Here is a 15,949-nt window from a genome sequence, read left to right on the forward strand (position 1 = left end):
AGAACTTCTGTCAGAAGCTTTCAAAAATCATTTTCACAAAAACAATATCCGAAATGTCATTCAAGAAAAACAAGAAAATCAATAGTGACTTTTCGCGGATTACCATCAGCTTGGCGTCGCCAGAGTCTATCTTGGAGAGCTCTTATGGCGAGGTAACCCAGCCGGAGACAATCAATTATCGGACTTATAAACCTGAAATGGGCGGGCTTTTCTGCGAGCGCATCTTCGGGCCGGTAAAAGACTGGGAATGTCACTGTGGTAAATATAAGCGTATTCGTTACAAGGGTATTATTTGCGACCGTTGCGGAGTTGAAGTAACGGAGAAAAAAGTACGCCGCGAACGGATGGGACACATCGAGTTGGTTGTGCCCGTAGCTCATATCTGGTATTTCCGTAGCTTGCCAAACAAAATCGGTTATCTCTTGGGCCTTTCTACCAAGAAATTGGACCAAATCATTTATTATGAGCGTTATGTAGTTGTTCAGCCGGGTATCAAAGCGGAAGATGGAGTCAATAAAATGGACTTCTTGACCGAAGATGAATACTTGGACATTGTGGACAAACTGCCACGCGAAAACCAAATGTTGCCTGACACAGACCCCAATAAATTCATCGCTAAGATGGGTGCCGACGGGTTGGAAATGTTGTTGTCACGGACACAATTGGACGAATTGTCGTACGAACTGCGCCACAACGCAGCCAATGATACCTCACAACAGCGTAAAGCGGAAGCGCTGAAACGTCTGAAAGTAGTCGAAGCCCTCCGCGACGCCAACACCCGTATCGAAAACCGCCCCGAGTGGATGGTGATTCGTATGGTTCCCGTGATTCCACCAGAATTGCGTCCATTGGTGCCATTGGATGGTGGACGTTTTGCTACGTCGGACTTAAATGATTTGTATCGTCGCGTAATTATTCGTAACAACCGATTGAAGCGTTTGATCGAAATCAAAGCTCCTGAGGTGATTTTGCGTAACGAAAAACGGATGTTGCAAGAAGCGGTTGACTCATTGTTTGATAACAGCCGTAAAGTAAACGCCGTTCGTTCAGAAGGTAACCGCGCGCTGAAATCCCTTTCCGATATGTTGAAAGGTAAGCAGGGCCGTTTCCGTCAAAACTTATTGGGTAAGCGTGTTGACTATTCTGGTCGTTCGGTTATCGTGGTAGGTCCGGAGCTCAAATTGCACGAGTGCGGACTCCCTAAAGACATGGCGGCGGAGTTATTCAAACCGTTTATTATCCGTAAACTAATCGAACGCGGAATCGTAAAAACGGTAAAATCTGCGAAGAAAATCGTTGACCGCAAAGACCCTGTGGTTTGGGATATTTTGGAAAACGTGTTGAAAGGACACCCAGTGTTGCTCAACCGTGCTCCAACGCTTCACCGTTTGGGGATTCAGGCGTTCCAGCCTAAATTGATTGAAGGAAAAGCCATTCAGCTGCACCCACTCGTTTGTACGGCGTTCAATGCTGACTTTGACGGTGACCAGATGGCGGTTCACGTACCACTAGGACAAGAAGCAGTTTTGGAGGCATCCATGTTGATGCTTTCGTCACACAACATCTTGAACCCAGCCAACGGTGCGCCAATCACGGTACCTTCACAAGACATGGTTTTGGGCTTGTATTACGTAACAAAAGGACGTAAATCAACGCCTGAGATTCCAATCATTGGAGAGGGTGGTATATTTTATGGAGCGGATGAGGTCATCATTGCCATCAACGAAGGCAAGTTGTCGAAGCATGCTCATATCAAATGCCGCGTGACGGTTCGTAACGAGGATGGTACGCTGGAGAAGAAATTGATCGATACCGTAGCTGGTCGAATCCTTTTCAACCAGTTTGTTCCTGAATCAGTAGGATACATCAATGAATTGTTGACAAAGAAAAAATTGCAGCAAATCATCGGTCACGTATTCAAAATTGCAGGTAATGCACGTTGTGCTCAGTTCTTGGATGAAATCAAACACTTAGGTTTCCAAACGGCATTCAAAGGTGGGTTGTCAATTGGTTTGGGTGATATCAAAATCCCAGACGAAAAATGGCAGCTTATCGACGGAGCCAAAGGTGAAGTGCAAGGTGTAATGGACAACTTCATGATGGGTCTGATCACCGAAAACGAGCGTTATAACCAAATCATTGACGTTTGGACGCGTACCAACACCAAGTTGGCCAACACGCTCCTGACGCAATTGGAAAATGATCAGCAAGGATTTAACTCAGTATATATGATGATGCACTCGGGAGCGCGTGGTTCTCGGGAGCAGGTACGTCAGTTGGGTGGTATGCGCGGTCTGATGGCTAAGCCTCAGAAAAACCTGGCAGGTGGCGTAGGTGAAATCATTGAAAACCCAATTTTGTCAAACTTTAAAGAAGGTCTTGACGTATTGGAGTACTTCATTTCTACCCACGGTGCACGTAAAGGTTTGGCGGATACCGCTTTGAAAACGGCCGATGCAGGTTACCTGACTCGTCGTTTGCACGATGTGGCGCAGGATGTCGTCGTAAACGAAGAAGATTGCGGTACCCTGCGCGGTATTGAAATTTCAGCGTTGAAAGACAACGAAGACATCGTTGAACCATTGGCAGAACGTATCTTGGGCCGGGTATCGGTTCATGATATTTTAGATCCGCTTACTGGTGAGCTAATCATCGCCTCTGGAAGCGAAATCACGGAAGAAATTGCGTCTCGTATCGACGAAACCAGCATTGAAGCCGTTGAAATCCGTTCGGTATTAACTTGCGAAACCCGTAACGGAGTTTGCTCGAAATGCTACGGACGTAACTTGGCTTCGGGACGTATGGCAGAAAACGGCGAAGCTGTTGGGGTAATTGCCTCACAGTCAATCGGTGAGCCAGGAACCCAGCTGACCCTTCGTACATTCCACGTGGGTGGGGTTGCGCAAAACATTGCGCAGGAAGCCTCCATCAAAACCAAGTTTGACGGTAAAGTGGAATTTGAAGATATGCGTACGGTAGATTCTACCGATAACGAAGGAAACCCTGCCACCATCGTAATGGGACGCTCGGGCGAAATTCGTATCATTAGCGAAGCCAACGGACAAGTACTGATTGCAAACAACGTACCTTACGGGGCTACATTGTTGGTAAAAGAAGGACAAAAAGTAACCAAAGGACAGGAACTTTGTAACTGGGATCCGTACAACGCCGTTATCTTATCAGAATTCAACGGGGTAATCGAATACGAAGCGATTGAAGAAGGTATTACGTTCCGTGAAGAAATCGACGAGCAGTCGGGCTTCCAGGAAATGGTAATCATCGAAAGTCGTGACCGTACCAAGAATCCAGGCATTTTGGTGAAAGGAAAAAGCCCGCTTTTGACTGACATCGAAGAGAAAATATACAACTTACCTGTGGGTGCTCGCCTGGTAATCAAAGATGGTGCCGTGGTAAGAACAGGTCAGCCTTTAGCAAAAATTCCTCGTACGTTGGGTAAAACCCGCGATATTACGGGAGGTTTGCCACGAGTAACTGAATTGTTCGAAGCTCGTAACCCGTCTAACCCTGCGGTAGTATCTGAAATCGATGGTGTAGTTATCTACGGTATTATCAAACGTGGTAACCGTGAAATCAACATCGAGTCGAAAGACGGTACCCGTAAAAAATACCTTGTGCCATTGTCGAAACACATTCTGGTACAAGACGGTGACTACGTAAAAGCTGGTGAGCCGCTTTCTGACGGAGCCATCACGCCGAGTGATATTCTTTCCATCAAAGGGCCAACCGCCGTACAGGAGTATCTCGTAAACGAAATCCAAGAGGTTTACCGCTTACAAGGGGTAAAAATCAACGATAAGCACATCGAGTGTATCGTACGCCAAATGATGCAGAAAGTTGAAATTATGGATCCAGGTGATACTAACTTCCTCGAAATGCAGGCCGTTGATAAGTGGACATTCCGCGAAGAAAACGATCGTGTACTCGACATGAAAGTGGTAGAAGATGCTGGTGATTCAGAATCTCTCAAACCGGGTATGTTGATTTCTGCACGCCGTTTGCGTGACGAAAACTCAACGCTTAAGCGCCGTGACCAACGTTTGGTGACTGCCCGTGATGCCAAACCTGCGGTTGCTCAGCCAACCCTGATGGGTATTACGCAAGCGTCTTTGGGTACTGAAAGCTTTATCTCTGCGGCGTCGTTCCAGGAAACGACCAAAGTATTGAGCGAAGCGGCCGTACGCGGGAAACGCGATACCCTCGAAGGCTTGAAAGAAAACGTGATTGTAGGTCACTTAATTCCTGCTGGTACGGGTGCGCGTCGTTATCAAAAACTCATCATTGGTTCGAAAGAAGAACTCGAAACAGTGAGCGAGTCACGCGAGCGCAGCGGTTCACGCCGTGGGAAACGTGAATTGGCAAATTAATAGGTTTCCAATTAGTTTATATAGTAAAACGCCCCGACCTAGGTTGGGGCGTTTTTTTGCTTTTGATGGGAGAATACTTTTTTTCGATTCCAGCCGTTTTTTAGTTCCTTTGTTTTTTAAATGATTTATTATGAGCATGAAAAAACTAATTTTCTTCTTTACATTTTTCACCTTACGCTTTACACTTCTTCAAGCACAAGAAAATACCTACAATCTGATTCCTTTTCCTGCGCAGTTCAATGGCGGCGAGGGGACGTTTGTATTAAATGCGCAAACCAAAATTATTGTCACGCCCAAAGATGCACCGCTGAAAGTAGTTGCGCAAAGTTTGGCAACGACGTTGAAAATGGCTTCAAAACTACCTTTGGCCATTGCTGCCACAGCTGCCCCAACGGCCAAAAACGTAATTTATATTCGTCTAAATAAAGCATTAGGCCTTGGTACAGAAGGCTATAAGCTTAGCGTAAGCACTGACCGAATTACGTTGGAAGCGGCAACACCGCAAGGCGCTTTCTACGGAGTACAAACCATTCTGCAACTATTGCCGACGGCTGTTTTTAGTCCCGTGCCAGTCGAAAACGTGGCATGGTCGATGCCCGTGTGTCAGATTCAGGACAAGCCCCGTTTTGTCCATCGTGGCCTTATGCTGGATGTCAGTCGGCATTTTATGCCCGTTTCGTTTATTAAAAAATACATTGATTTGTTGGCCTTGCACAAAATGAACATTTTTCATTGGCATTTAACAGATGATCAAGGCTGGCGCATTGAGATAAAGAAATATCCAAAACTGACGCAAATAGGCTCAAAACGCAAAGAAACGCTCGTGGGTCAGTATTCAGAAAACTATCCGCAAAAGTTTGATGGAAAAGAAATCGGCGGTTTTTATACCCAAGCCGAAATCAAAGAGGTGGTGAAGTATGCCCAATCAAAATACGTGACCATTATTCCCGAAATCGAACTGCCGGGGCACTCGTTGGCGGCGTTGGCGGCGTATCCCGAGTTGGGTTGTGAGCCTTCTAAAAAATACGAGGTAGCTACCAAATGGGGCGTAATGAACGACATTTATTGTCCCAATGAGAAAACCTTCACGTTTTTACAGGATGTGTTGACGGAAGTATTTGCCTTGTTTCCAGGGAAATACGTTCATATCGGTGGGGATGAAGCCCCCAAAGATGCTTGGAAGCAGAGTAGTTTTTGTCAAGATTTAATCAAAAAATTGAATCTTAAAGATGAGCATGAACTCCAAAGCTATTTCATCAAGCGCATCGAAAAGTTTGTTAATTCGAAAGGGCGAGCCATTATCGGTTGGGACGAGATTTTGGAAGGCGGCGTAGCGCCCAATGCCACGGTGATGAGTTGGCGTGGTACCAAAGGGGGCATTGAAGCCGCCAAGCAAAAGCATAACGTCATCATGACGCCCAACACTTATTACTACCTAGACTATTATCAGGCCAATCCAGCCAAAGAACCCTTGGCTATCGGGGGATATTTACCCATTGAAAAAGTCTATGAATATGACCCAGGAGCAGGGTTTTCTCCTGAAGAACAAAAATACATTTTGGGGGTGCAAGGCAATGTTTGGACCGAATACATGCCTAGCCCCGCACAGGTAGAATACATGACGTTCCCACGCGCGACGGCCATTGCAGAAGTGGCTTGGGTACCTTCGGGCGGAAAGAATTTTGAAGATTTTGCCACACGCCTGAAAGAGCATTTAAAACGATTGAATTATCTGAAAGTCAATTATTCAAAAAGAATGTTGGACGTGCGGGCGGTGACGCAATTTAATAATCAAGGACAATTGCAGGTTCGGTTGGAAAAACTTGACTCCGATAGCAAAATATATTATACCACTGATGGCAAAGAACCTTCGACGAGCTCGACCGAATATTTGATGCCCATTACGTTGGATAAAATCACCACAATTAAAGCTATCACTACGGCAGGCGCCACGTTTGAAGAGAAATTCTTTATTCACCGCGCCAAAGGAAAACCCTACACCTATGCCAATGCACTAGTTGAAGGCGTAGATGCAGACAAAAAGAAACTCACGGACGGCCAAGTAGCGCAAAGCCCCCGAAACAGTGCCGAATGGGTCCGTATGTCGGGCAAAGATTTTGAAATCACGATTGATTTAGGGGAGGTAAAACCCGTTACCAAAGTCTCTGCCAATTTTCTCAAAGTAATCATGAACAATGTATTTCCACCTACGTCGGTTGAAATTGGCCTTTCACGCGATGGTGAAAGCTTTAAAGACGCACTGGCTCAGCCTGTAAAGTACGAACTGGAAGGGCCGTGGGAGATTATGCCCATAGTAGCAGATTTCAAAACGGCCCGGGCCCGTTATATTCGAATTCGTGCCAAAAACGCTGGCCCAGCTCCCGCAGGACATCCCGCCGCAGGACGGCCTACAACGATTGCAATGGATGAAGTTGTGGTAGATTAACAATTTTTTAAAGATACAGCAAAAGCACTGCCTTGGCGGTGCTTTTGCATTTTTAATACCTGCATTCTTCCCGTTTACGCCGTTTTTCAGGCAGTTCATCCCAATTTTATCTTATTTTTTTGAACAATGAAGTAGGTTTGCAACGTTTCTATATCAGAAAAGTACAAACATATAGATAGGGGAACCCTCCCCGCAGATTGTCATTTTAAAAACAATCAATAACCCATCATCAGCTATGAAACAAATCTTAACGAGTCTGGTCTTTCTTTTAACGCTTACCTACGGATATGGCCAAGAGCGAAAAACCGTAAGCGGGTACATCAAAGATGCTTCTGACGGTGAAAGCCTGATTGGTGTATCGGTCTACGTGCGCGAGATTGGCAACGGAACCGTCACCAACGATTACGGCTACTATGCGCTCAATCTGCCGACTGGAAATTACACCTTGGTTTTCAATTACATCGGTTACGAAAAAATTGAAAAGAAAATTGAGCTTACCGCCGACTTAAAACTGAATCTTGAACTCAAAGATGAAAGCCTCAAACTTCAGGAAGTAGTTGTCAAGGCCACAAAAGAGGACGAGAACGTCAAAAACATTGAAATGTCGGTCAATAAGGTAGAAATGAAGACCATCCGCCAAATGCCAGCCTTGCTGGGTGAGGTAGATTTAGTGCGCAGTATTCAGTTGTTGCCAGGAGTGACAAGCGTAGGAGAGGGGGCGAGCGGTTTTAACGTTCGCGGGGGCAATATTGACCAAAATTTGGTTCTCTTGGATGAAGCCCCCGTCTTTAATTCTTCTCATTTGTTTGGCTTTTTCTCGGTTTTTAATCCCGATGCCATCAAAGACGTCAAGCTGGTGAAAGGAGGGATTCCTGCACAATACGGTGGGCGTATTTCCTCTATTCTGGACGTGAGGCTCAAAGAAGGGAATTCAAAAAAGACAGAAATTAACGGCGGCGTGGGCACAATCTTCTCTCGGTTGAGCTATGAACGGCCTTTTGCCAAAGGAAAGGGGTCGTTTATTGTAGCGGGTCGTCGGTCGTATATTGATGTGTTGGCCAAGCCATTTTTGAGCGGAGATTTGAAAGGGTCGCGGTTTTATTTCTATGACTTTACGGCCAAAGCCAATTATCGGATTGACGACAAAAACACCGTTTATGCCTCTGGTTACTTTGGTCGGGATGTGTTTGGGGCTGACTTCGGTTTTGATTGGGGAAACCAAACCGCTACGGCGCGTTGGAACCACGTTTTCAACAACAAACTTTTCATGAATTTTACCACGTTTTATTCGAACTATGACTACGGATTGGAATCAGACCGCAACAATACGAGCAAAACGGGCGATAAATTCAAGTGGAATTCAAACATTCAGACGTGGAGCCTTAAACCTGATTTTACGTATTACTTGACGCCAAACAACACGGTTACGTTTGGGGGGCAATACATCAACTATACTTCAAAGCCCGGAACGGCATTGGCGATTTCGAGCGGGGAATCACGCAATATTAGCCTCGACGAGCGCTACGCCGATGAATCGGCGCTGTACATTGGCAATGAACAAAAAGTAAACGATTGGTTATCGTTTCAGTACGGAATTCGCTATTCGTATTTTAGGAATTTGGGGCCTGGAACTAATTTTGAATTTCAGGAAATCGTCAAAGGAGAACGTAAAATTCCCGTTTCAGAAACCAAATATGAAACGGGTGTAATCAATGAATACGGAAATTGGGAGCCGCGTTTTTCGACAAAAATTGAACTTTCGCCATCGACTTCTATCAAAGCCAGTTATAACCGCACTGTGCAGTATTTGCATCTATTGTCCAACACCGCTGCAAGCTCGCCGTTGGATGTGTGGACGTTAAGCTCAAAAATCATAAAGCCTCAAATTGCCGACCAAGTGGCTTTGGGGTGGTTCCAAAATTTTCAGGACAATACCTACGAAGCTTCCGTAGAGGTGTATTATAAAGACCTCCAAAACCAAATTGATTATGTTCGTAATTCGGATTTATTGCTCAATAAATACCTCGAAGGAGATTTGCTCTTCGGCAATGGTCGGGCCTATGGAGCAGAATTTTACGTAAAGAAAAATCGTGGCAAACTAACGGGCTGGCTGAGCTACACGTTGGCGCGTACAGAACGAAAAATAGAAGGAATTAACAACAATGGCTGGTTTCCCGCCCGTTTTGATAAAACCCACAATCTTTCGGTGGTAGGTTTATACCAACTGAATGAGCGTTGGAGTTTTTCGACCAATTTCGCCTTCAACACGGGCACACCAGCCTCTTTTCCTACCAACCGCTTTGAATGGGGAGGATGGGCGTTGCCGCAAAATGTAAATGATTCGCGCAATGCGTCCCGGATTCCTTCCTATCACCGTTTGGATTTGGGCGCTACGCTCAAATCCAAGAAAAAGCTGTTTGGCAAAGGGCAGGGGGAATGGGTTTTTAGCGTGTATAACGCGTACAACCGTCGGAATCCGTTCTCAACTTATGTACAGCAAAATGAAGACAATAACCTCCAAACCGAGGCAATACGTTATTCCATTATTGGAAGTGTAATTCCTGCGGTTACTTATAATTTTAAATTCTGATTATTGAATTTTGACAAGATATACATGCTATGAAAAAAATATTCGCCCAATTATTCATTTTGTCGCTGACTCTTAGTGCCTTGACGAGCTGTGAAGATGTAGTAAACTTAGATATACCCTCTGGAGACCCTCAGTTGGTGGTAGATGGTTGGGTAACCAATCAAGCCACCGAGCATACCATTCGCCTGACAGAATCGGCCCCTTATTTTGACAATAGCCCCGCCAAGCCAGTACTAAATGCTACCGTTATTGTTACCGACGACAAAGGCAAAGTTTTTACATTTAAAGACCTCAAAAACAACGGGTACTATGTATGGAAACCCGCTTCGGCAAGCGATTCGCTAGGGCGCATCGGGGGCACGTATACGCTCAATGTTAAATTTGGTACAGAAGAATATCGGGCTACAACCAAACTCAATCGCGTACCCAAGATTGATTCAATGACTTATTTTTTTGATAAACTTCCCGTTGCACCCACCGATGGCTCGCCCCAAGAAGGCTATAAGCCCGAGTTTTTTGCGCGTGACCCTACGGGCGCGGGAGATTGTTATTGGATAAAATCATACCGAAACGGCAAGTATTACAATAGTGCAAGCAACATCTCAACGGCTTTTGATGCAGCGTTTAGTCCTGGTGCCAACAGCGACGGCTTGATTTTTATTCTTCCGATTCGCCAATCGGTGGTACCTCAGATTGAGTTTGCGCTTGAGAAAGATACAATCAAAGTAGAGCTGCTAAGTGTGTCGCTGGAAGCGTATTACTTTCTCAATCAAGTACGTATCGAATCTACCAATGGCGGGCTTTTTGCCACGCCACCTTCCAATATTTTTACTAACGTTACCAATGTCAACCCCAATGGGCGCAAGGCGCTTGGTTTTTTTGGGGCATCGGGGGTCAGTACTTTTCAAACAGTGATTGATGCCAAAAAAGCCAAGCCAAAGAATGGGTAAAATTACGCGATGAATTTCGTTGGTTTTGTATATTTGTTCCGTGCAAAACCATCCCAAACTTGTGTTGGGCGGTGACTTTCCAAAACCTGACGGATTTGCATGACTATTTCTTTCCTGCAAAATCTGTCAGGTTTTTCACGTTATAGCGTAAGCGTATGCCCAAACGAATTATTTTAGCTCTTGTCGCCGCAACCCCCGTTTTTGCCTATTTTATATATCTACTTCGCTTCAGTATTCCATTTCCCAACGAGGATGACCTTCCCGTGATTTTTGGGTTTATCAATCACGCCTTCCCCTTTGATGACCAATCTTTGAAGCTTTTTTTTACGCCATTTCGTGAGCATGTCATATTACCGGCTAAAATAATTGCCTATTTACAGGTTATAATCAGTGGTTGTGTGAATCTCAAAGCCATGGTTGTGGTCGGCAATCTTTGTTGGATTCGGGTGGCGTGGTTGCTTTATAGGGGTTCGAAAGAAGCCAAAATACCTTCCCTATACTTTTTGCCAGTTCTTTTTATCCTATTTCAACTCCAATTTACCGAAACGGCACTGTGGCCAATGGCCGTCTGGTCAAACATGGTAGTGATTTGGCTCGCATTTGAATCCATTCATCTGTTGATAAATAATGAGCAAAAGCTAAGTCATTGGCGCTTTACCTTGGCCTTCCTTTGTGCCGTAGGGGCGACCTTCTCCAATGGAAATGGGCTGTTAAGTATATTTATTGGCCTCGTAATTTTAATTGTGCAACAGACATCTTTGGCACGAATGGCGCTGTGGTCCCTTTTTGGGGTTATTTTTTTAGGGGGTTACTGGTGGGCAAAATCTTTTGGGATGCCCGATGATACATACGGCATTCAAACTAACCCTGTGCAGTGGCTCTTGGGGTTTTGTCTATTTATTGGCGGCTACGGAGATTTTATTTCGGGGAGTTTTAAATGGGTAGCGGCTGTTTTAGGAGCCGCGATGGTGATGGTTTTGTTTTTAAGCAATTTCAAAGCTATTCAACAATCACGATATTGGACGTCACCGACCTTTAAGCTAACGGTTTATGCGTTGTTTGCGTTACTGACTGCGGCGGCAGTGGCTCTTTTGCGTACTGAGCCAATGGGCTCTGATGCTGCGTTGCTGGGGCGTTATCGGCATTATTCTGCCTTGCTGGTAGGGATTGGATACCTTATTTTACTCACTCAATTACAAAATAATAAAGTCATTCTTCACCGACTCTTTCTTATGTTTTTAGGAGTCAGCATGGGTATTTTGGGATTATCGTATTACCGTGATTGGGGCTACCGCTACATGGACTATCAGAAATTTTGGGCAGATACTTACAACATGCAACACAATAACCTGCTGTACTTAAACTGGAAAGCACAAAACGGTTTGCCCGAAATCTATCAAACTGCTCAGTCTCAAAATAGAGTTTGCCAAACAGATTCTCCTTTGGTGGATGTTGCGATGCTGAAAACAGATTCATTGCAACCTTTTATTCAAACGACGCTAGAATGGGAAACTGTTTCGGAAGATGCTGCCCGGTGTAGACGCGTAGCTACCGTAAAAACCGACACGGTCAGGTTTCAAATGAACCAAGGAGAGGCTTGGTTGTGGATGCTAAAAAATAACCGACGCTTCTACTTTATTTCGGCCACGGCCACCAAAACCAATCCGATTCAGTTCTTAACCAAACGGGAGTATTTTAGACCAGGTTTTGCGGGGGATATTGCCGCCTGTTTTCTTGAACCTGGAACCTACCAACTCTTTTTGGTAAATGCACGAAGAGGACAAACGCCACGGGTATTTCGGACCAATCGCTTGATAGAAAGCGGTCAATAATATTCCAACTTAAATTACTTTTCCTTCTTCCAAACGCAACGTTTGGGTAACGCAACTCGGGATTTCGTGGGCGTAATGCGATACATAGATGAGTGTGCGCTCGGGCGTATCACAAATGACATCAACGACTTCTTTGAAATGTTCGACTGCCGCAAAATCCAATCCCTGGCAGGGTTCATCCAAAATCAAAAGGGGCGGGTTTTTGACCAAGGCACGGGCCAAAAGCACCAATCTTTGTTGTCCTTTCGAAATATTTTTAAAGGGTTTTTCAATAAATGCGGTTACATTCAGCCATTCGGCCACCACGTGTGTGCGTTGAATCTGCTCCTCGGTCAACTTCCTGAAATAAACCCCCGTAGCATCAAAAAAACCAGACGCAATGGCCTTAAAAACGGTGGTTTCCTGCGGAAAATACAAATGTAATTCGGGCGAAACGTGACCTATCTTTCCTTTTACATCCCACATCGAGACGCCACCACGTTTGACACCAAAAAGGTCATAGTCGTTGGCAAAACGCTGAGGGTTGTCGGCGGTAAGGAGGCTCAGTAGCGTTGATTTCCCTGAACCGTTGGGTCCTACTAATGCCCATTTTTCTCCTTTTTTGATTTTCCAATCTACGTTTATCAAAACTTTCTTACTACCATAAGTCACGTTGATATTTCGCAGATTGACCGCCAATTCAAAATCCTGATGGACCGATACTGAATTTTTGTCAGCCTGCAAGGGTCTATATTTTACCTTTAAATCCGTACCTAACATCTTACTGGATGCATCATCAGTAGACGCACTGCCCGAAGTCACACCTACGATTTTTCCATTTTTCAATTCCAATACATTCGTTACGCTTTCTGGAATTTCGACCGAAGACGTTACCAGAATGACCAAAATTCCTTCGTGTTTTAATTGCTTCAATGCCTCGCGTAAGACATCACGCGAGTGTACATCCAAGCCCGCAAAAGGATTATCTAACAATAACAGCTTCGGTTTTTTGAGCAACGACCGCGTGAGCATCATCCGCCGAGTTTCGCCATTAGAAAGCGTGACAAAAGGACGGTCGAGCAGGTGTTCAATAGAAAGCAGGCGGGTGGTTTTTAGTAAATCCTCTTCTGAAACAGTCGATTCGGGCAATTGTACCGAATGCTCATCTACCGTACCAACGGGTTTGAGTTGATTGGTCAATACTTCCCGTACGGTAGGTGCTATTTCAGCTTCAAAGCTGTGGAAACGCTGTTGATAATATTGGGCAGCCGAAGCTACGATTCGATTGAATGAATAATCGGAAGGGACTAGCTCGGCAACTTTTGAAAGCAGCACTTCTCCGTACGAATGAGTAAGTTTCCCCCGCCAAACGGGCCATTTTCCCGCCAAAACTTCCAATAAGGTAGTTTTTCCACTGCCGTTTTCCCCCACAATGGCCCATTGTTCGCCGGGGAGAATTTGGAAATCTAACTCAGAAAGTATCACGGTGTCGTAACGACGAACAAAGGCGTTTTGAAGAGAAATGAGCATGAGGAAAAACGGTAATTAGCGGTTAAAATTAGGGCAAATAGTTGATTTTGTTGCCAATAATTTTATAAGAATTGAACTATTGGGCTGATAAATAACCCAACTTCCGTAAAGCTTTATTTTTTATATTTGGGGAGTCATTCTGCGTGCATAATAAACCTTAACCAACTCAATGGAACCAATCTTTGCCACCGACCGTACTCGGGAGTTATTGCCAAAAATCAAAGTATTTATTGAAAAAGAGCTGTATCCGCTCGAAACTACCGAATACCTCGCCCATGATTTTTCGCACGTAGAGCCTATTTTGCAGCAGAAACGTCAGCTCGTCAAACAAGCAGGACTCTGGGGATTACATTTGCCCGAAGAAGACGGTGGCCTGAACCTGACGCTGTGTGAATTTGGACAAATTAGCGAAGTGCTGGCTAGTTCGCCGTTCGGGCATTTTGTATTTAACACGCAAGCTCCTGACATCGGCAACACTGAACTCATGCACAAATATGCGCCCCAACACCTCAAAAAGCGTTATTTAAAGCCACTGATGAACGGCGAAATTCGGAGTTGTTTCAGCATGACCGAGCCTGAATTTGCGGGTTCTAATCCTACTCGGATGGGAACAACGGCGGTAAAAGACGGTAACGATTATGTCATTAACGGCCATAAATGGTTTACCAGTTCGGCCGACGGTGCAGCGTTTGCCGTGGTCATGGCCGTGACTAATCCAGAAGCCGCGCCGCACAAGCGCGCCAGTCAGATTTTGGTGCCGATGGAAACCCCAGGGGTGAAATTGGTACGGAATATTCCCATTATGGGTCATGCAGGTGATAGCTGGGCGAGTCATGCAGAGATGCTTTACGAAAACGTGCGCGTACCACAGGCCAACCTGATTGGTGCTGAAGGAGCAGGGTTTCTATTGGCACAAGAACGCCTCGGACCTGGGCGGATTCATCACTGTATGCGGTTTATTGGTATTGCCGAGCGTAGCTTTGACCTGATGTGCCGTTATGCGGTCAGTCGGGAATTGGAAGAAGGAAAGGTACTGGGCGACACGCAGTTTATTCAGGGATTCATTGCCGAAAGTCGGGCGGAAATAGATGCCGCGCGGTTGCTGGTTTTGCGGACGGCACATAATATTGACCAATTCGGTGCGGCATCTGTGCGGGATGAGATTTCGATGATTAAGTTTTTTACGGCCAATATGATGTTACGCGTCATTGACCGCTCTATTCAAACCCACGGCGGGCTGGGCATGACCAGCGATATTCTACTCTCGTATTGGTACGCCCACGAGCGGGCCGCCCGTATTTATGACGGTGCCGACGAAGTGCATAAATCGGCTCTGGCGCGTAGTATCCTGAAAGGGTATGGACTGGACGTAAGAAGAAAAAAATAAGATATTCACTCAAAGACGCAGAGAAACCTTGCCTCTTTGAGTGAATTGAAAATAACTATTTGATTCTGAACGTGGCGTTCATGCGGTAGCTGTATTTAATCTTTTGGTATTCAAGGGCTTCGCCTCCTTCGGGTGCAGCATCGGCGGCCATCATGCGCACATTGTATTGCGCCTGTTTGTACATCGGATATACGCTGCCTTCTTCCACTTCGTGAATTTCGAGTACTTCGCCCAATTTCTCACCAATGGATTCTAGCAAATAACCCGCTTTTTCTTTGGCTGCTTTGAGCGCATTGACTTTGACCTGCCGACGAAATTCCTCTTTTTTGGAATGCTCCACGCGGCTCATGTTGACATACTCTACTCCTCGGTCGTCCACTTTGGACATTAGCTCATTGATGTTATTGGCATTTGAAAGTTTGAGTTGAAACTGCTTCCCTGCCAGAAAATGTTGAGGTTTTTTCTTGCCAGTCCATTCACGGTAACCCGTTACGCCGCTGATGCTAAGATTTTCTTTGGGTAAACCAGCGCTTTTTACGGCCTCAATGAGTTGTTTTTCAAGGGTTTCAAGACCAATTTTGTCTTTTTGATTTTTTTCGTCTTTGAAATATTCCTTCAACGAAATGGTAAAATACAGTTCGTCGGGAACGACCTCCAATTCGGCGGTGCCCGTTACTTCGATTTTTTTGATGGGGTCTTTTTCCACGGCTGTAGTAGTTTGGGCAAAAGTAGCGGCACTTGCAGCAAGCAACAAGGCACTTAATACGAATTGTTTCATGGTTGTAATTATAATTTGTTTGTGGGCTATCAACGAAGAATGGGGCTAGATTCTTGCCCTGATTTTTGTTAA

General features: G+C 45.2%; 8 protein-coding genes. 6 read left to right on the forward strand and 2 right to left on the reverse strand.

Annotated elements, in window-relative coordinates; all coding sequences use genetic code 11:
• The first annotated feature begins 53 nt into the window (after positions 1 to 53).
• The 5 genes from rpoC (at position 54) to GVN20_RS10560 (ending at position 12,203) form a co-directional block, all read left to right on the forward strand.
• Entirely contained in the window at positions 54 to 4,385 is a 4,332-nt protein-coding gene (gene rpoC, locus GVN20_RS10540; RefSeq protein WP_166558290.1) for a DNA-directed RNA polymerase subunit beta', read from the forward strand.
• A 136-nt stretch (positions 4,386 to 4,521) separates the two neighbouring features.
• The gene (locus GVN20_RS10545; protein WP_166558291.1) at positions 4,522 to 6,831 is read left to right on the forward strand and encodes a family 20 glycosylhydrolase; all 2,310 of its coding nucleotides are present in this window, start codon (positions 4,522 to 4,524) and stop codon (positions 6,829 to 6,831) included.
• Positions 6,832 to 7,066: 235 nt separating this feature from the next.
• Complete coding sequence (locus tag GVN20_RS10550; RefSeq protein ID WP_166558292.1) at positions 7,067 to 9,421, forward strand: TonB-dependent receptor; 2,355 nt, start codon at positions 7,067 to 7,069, stop codon at positions 9,419 to 9,421.
• A 29-nt stretch (positions 9,422 to 9,450) separates the two neighbouring features.
• Positions 9,451 to 10,371, forward strand: a complete 921-nt coding sequence (locus GVN20_RS10555) for a DUF4249 domain-containing protein (protein WP_166558293.1) — start codon at positions 9,451 to 9,453, stop codon at positions 10,369 to 10,371.
• Between the two features lie 155 nt (positions 10,372 to 10,526).
• Complete coding sequence (locus tag GVN20_RS10560; RefSeq protein WP_166558294.1) at positions 10,527 to 12,203, forward strand: hypothetical protein; 1,677 nt, start codon at positions 10,527 to 10,529, stop codon at positions 12,201 to 12,203.
• Positions 12,204 to 12,212: 9 nt separating this feature from the next.
• On the opposite strand, the gene GVN20_RS10565 is transcribed toward GVN20_RS10560, so the two are convergent.
• A complete protein-coding gene (locus GVN20_RS10565) occupies positions 12,213 to 13,712 on the reverse strand; it encodes an ATP-binding cassette domain-containing protein (protein WP_166558295.1) in 1,500 nt (499 codons plus the stop codon).
• A 169-nt stretch (positions 13,713 to 13,881) separates the two neighbouring features.
• Between GVN20_RS10565 and GVN20_RS10570 the strand changes: the two genes are divergently transcribed.
• Entirely contained in the window at positions 13,882 to 15,099 is a 1,218-nt protein-coding gene (locus GVN20_RS10570) for an acyl-CoA dehydrogenase family protein (RefSeq protein WP_166558296.1), read from the forward strand.
• A 55-nt stretch (positions 15,100 to 15,154) separates the two neighbouring features.
• On the opposite strand, the gene GVN20_RS10575 is transcribed toward GVN20_RS10570, so the two are convergent.
• Positions 15,155 to 15,877, reverse strand: a complete 723-nt coding sequence (locus tag GVN20_RS10575; protein WP_166558297.1) for an SIMPL domain-containing protein — start codon at positions 15,875 to 15,877, stop codon at positions 15,155 to 15,157.
• Between the last annotated feature and the right edge of the window lie 72 nt (positions 15,878 to 15,949).

It is taken from the genome of Runella sp. CRIBMP, assembly GCF_009905605.1.
Classification (GTDB): Bacteria; Bacteroidota; Bacteroidia; order Cytophagales; family Spirosomataceae; genus Runella.

Bases quoted from the DNA above. Each gene is read 5' to 3' on its own strand.
- rpoC (WP_166558290.1), top strand. From the start codon at position 54: ATGTCATTCAAGAAAAACAAGAAAATCAATAGTGACTTTTCGCGGATT.
- GVN20_RS10545 (WP_166558291.1), top strand. From the start codon at position 4,522: ATGAAAAAACTAATTTTCTTCTTTACATTTTTCACCTTACGCTTTACA.
- GVN20_RS10550 (WP_166558292.1), top strand. From the start codon at position 7,067: ATGAAACAAATCTTAACGAGTCTGGTCTTTCTTTTAACGCTTACCTAC.
- GVN20_RS10555 (WP_166558293.1), top strand. From the start codon at position 9,451: ATGAAAAAAATATTCGCCCAATTATTCATTTTGTCGCTGACTCTTAGT.
- GVN20_RS10560 (WP_166558294.1), top strand. From the start codon at position 10,527: ATGCCCAAACGAATTATTTTAGCTCTTGTCGCCGCAACCCCCGTTTTT.
- GVN20_RS10565 (WP_166558295.1), bottom strand. From the start codon at position 13,712: ATGCTCATTTCTCTTCAAAACGCCTTTGTTCGTCGTTACGACACCGTG.
- GVN20_RS10570 (WP_166558296.1), top strand. From the start codon at position 13,882: ATGGAACCAATCTTTGCCACCGACCGTACTCGGGAGTTATTGCCAAAA.
- GVN20_RS10575 (WP_166558297.1), bottom strand. From the start codon at position 15,877: ATGAAACAATTCGTATTAAGTGCCTTGTTGCTTGCTGCAAGTGCCGCT.